Source organism: Mycobacterium sp., from assembly GCF_035623875.1.
Taxonomy (GTDB): domain Bacteria; phylum Actinomycetota; class Actinomycetes; order Mycobacteriales; family Mycobacteriaceae; genus Mycobacterium.
In genome coordinates, this window is the sequence record NZ_DASPSP010000085.1 from 1 (window position 1) to 2,470 (window position 2,470).

Annotated in this window: 1 protein-coding gene and 1 pseudogene; one reads left to right on the forward strand and one right to left on the reverse strand. The window is 65.0% G+C overall.

Annotated features, from left to right (window positions below; translation table 11 throughout):
• A pseudogene (locus VEI45_RS06980) lies at positions 1–1,168 on the reverse strand (helix-turn-helix transcriptional regulator); the annotation flags it as partial.
• A 145-nt stretch (positions 1,169–1,313) separates the two neighbouring features.
• Between VEI45_RS06980 and VEI45_RS06985 the strand changes: the two are divergent.
• On the forward strand, positions 1,314–2,470 hold a 1,157-nt coding region (locus VEI45_RS06985; protein ID WP_324851426.1), incomplete at its 3' end, for a cytochrome P450.

Consider the following 2,470-nt stretch of genomic DNA (forward strand, 5'->3'; position numbering starts at 1 on the left):
TCGCGTCCGCGGCCCCTCCTGCGAGCATTGCCGCTGCTGCGAGTCGATCGGCTAGCGGAAATTCCCACAGCCAGACCGCGCCTCGGGCCGCGCGAACAAGCAGGGGTGGATCGGGCTCGAGGTCGGACTCGAGAATTAGCGTGGCGCGGCGCACAACCATGCGGATGTCGTCATGATTGGCGAAGGTGGCCAGTTCGGCGGCGACCAGGCCACGCAGCCGTCGCAGCCTGGTCTGGGCCGCGCGGCTGCGCCGCACCTCGCCGTACAGCGGGTGTGCCAACCTTGCCTCTACCCGATCGCCCACTTGGTCAAGAGCGATGAGACCGCGCATGTCGGCCTGCTCGACCGCGGCCGGGTCGGTTATCCGGGTCAGCGACCCGAGTTCGATGGGTTCGCCGACGGCGAGGGCGTCGATCACGTCGCTAACCGAGCTGGGCAGGCCTCCGATCCGCCCTTCGATCAGCTCGACCAGGCTGGGCGGTAGGACCGGGTCACCGAGCCAGCGCCAATACCCGTCCTGCAACTTGAGCCGTTCATCAGCAACCTCCTGCTCGATGATGTTTCGCAGATACAACGGGTTGCCGCGGGTCAACGTCCACAATCGCTCGGCGGCCTGCGGATCCAGCGGGCCGCCCAAGGTTGCCGAGATGAGCGCGCTTATTTCGGCCTCGGACAACGGTTGTAGGTCGAGGCGGTCAAACTGTTCGCAGTTCCAAAGCTCCCGCGTCGCGGTGGGAACCGGTTCTCCTTCGCGGACGGTGAGTACGACCTTCGCGGCGCCGCGCTGAATGATCTCATGCACAACGAATGTCGACAGATCGTCGAGCAGGGCCACATCATCAACGCCCAGAACCACTGTCCTGCCCGGCGATGATGAAGTCAGCGAGGCGATCGCGCCGCGGACCAACTCAAGGTTGTCCTCGACGGCGGGCACTGTCCATGAGGACAGCGCCCCCAACGGAATCGACCGCGCCGAGGACGTGCCCACTATCCAACGGACTTCATACTCGTTCGGCGCAATGGCCTTAAGCGCTTCACGTGCGATTCGGCTCTTCCCCACACCGGCAGCCCCGCAAACCACGATCCCGGACAGGTCCGGGTCGGAAATCGCGGCTTCGATAAGCCGCAGTTCCTTCGAGCGGCCGGTCAACGGCCACGTCAACCGCACCCGTACAGCCTAAAGCGGCAGCCCGGGCGGCTCAGCCGAAAGATCAGTATCCGTCCACTGACGCGTCTTTTGCGGTACCGGAGCAACGATGTCGTCACGGTTAGCAACTAACGCCCAGCCGACTTGTTCATAGCGAGGAGTCGTCATGACCGTGGATACGATGCCTACCCGCAGTTGCCCGGATGTCTTCGACGCGGGGCTCCCAATCTTGGCCTATGAGCAGTTGGACGATCCGGAAGAGGCGCACCGACTCGTCGCGCGGGCCCGCGAGCGAGCACCGATCGCCATCGGAACTCATGGCCCGGAAATATTGCGCTACGAACTGGTTCGCGCGGTGCTGCGCGACCCACGATTTCGCCTCCCGAAGGGAATGTTCCTTGCCGCCCAGGGCATCACGTCCGGCCCGATATGGGACCGTGTCGCCACGAACCTGATCAGTCTCGACGGAGACGCGCACCAACGCCTGCGCCGACTGGTATCGAAGGCCTTCACGCCTCGAGCCACCGCACGGCTGCGCACGACGATCGTCGAGGTCATCACCGAACTCGTTGAACGCCAGACGGTCCGCGGGCGCTGCGACGTGGTTGCCGACATCGCGCGCCAATATCCGATCCCGATTATTTGCGCGCTGATCGGCGCGCCGGCCGGGGACTGGGACCTGTTCTCGCATTGCACCGACGGCATCTTCAAGGCCTTCAGCTGGAACGTTGCCAACGAGTCGGACGCCATCCTGGCAGCATGGCAGGCCATCGACGACTACGTCGACCTTATGGTCGCTGACCGCCGTGACGCGCTGACCGACGACCTGCTCTCCGAGCTGATCCGCGCCGAACACGACGGCGATCGCCTCAACGCCGACGAGTTGCGCATGCTGGTGGTGAGCCTCCTGATTGCCGGCACCGAAACCACTCGCAACCAGCTCGCCGCCTCGGTGCACGTGCTCTGCGATCACCCGGACCAGTGGGCACTTTTGCGGCAGCGGCCCGAGCTGGCCGCCAATGCGGTCGAGGAAACCATGCGACACTCCCCTATCGCTTGGGGCACCTTGCGCATCGCCCTCGAAGACGTCGAACTCGCCGGAGTCATCATCCCGGCCGGCACATTGGTCGTCGCCAACACCGCCTCGGCCAACCGGGATCCCGCCGTCTACGACAACCCCGACCAACTCGACATCACCCGCGAGGGCGCGCCCGCCATGCAGACCTTCGGCGCCGGCATGCATTACTGCCTTGGCGCTAACCTCGCGCGGCTCGAACTCGCCGAAGCCCTGACGGTCATGACACGGCATATGCCAAACGCCCG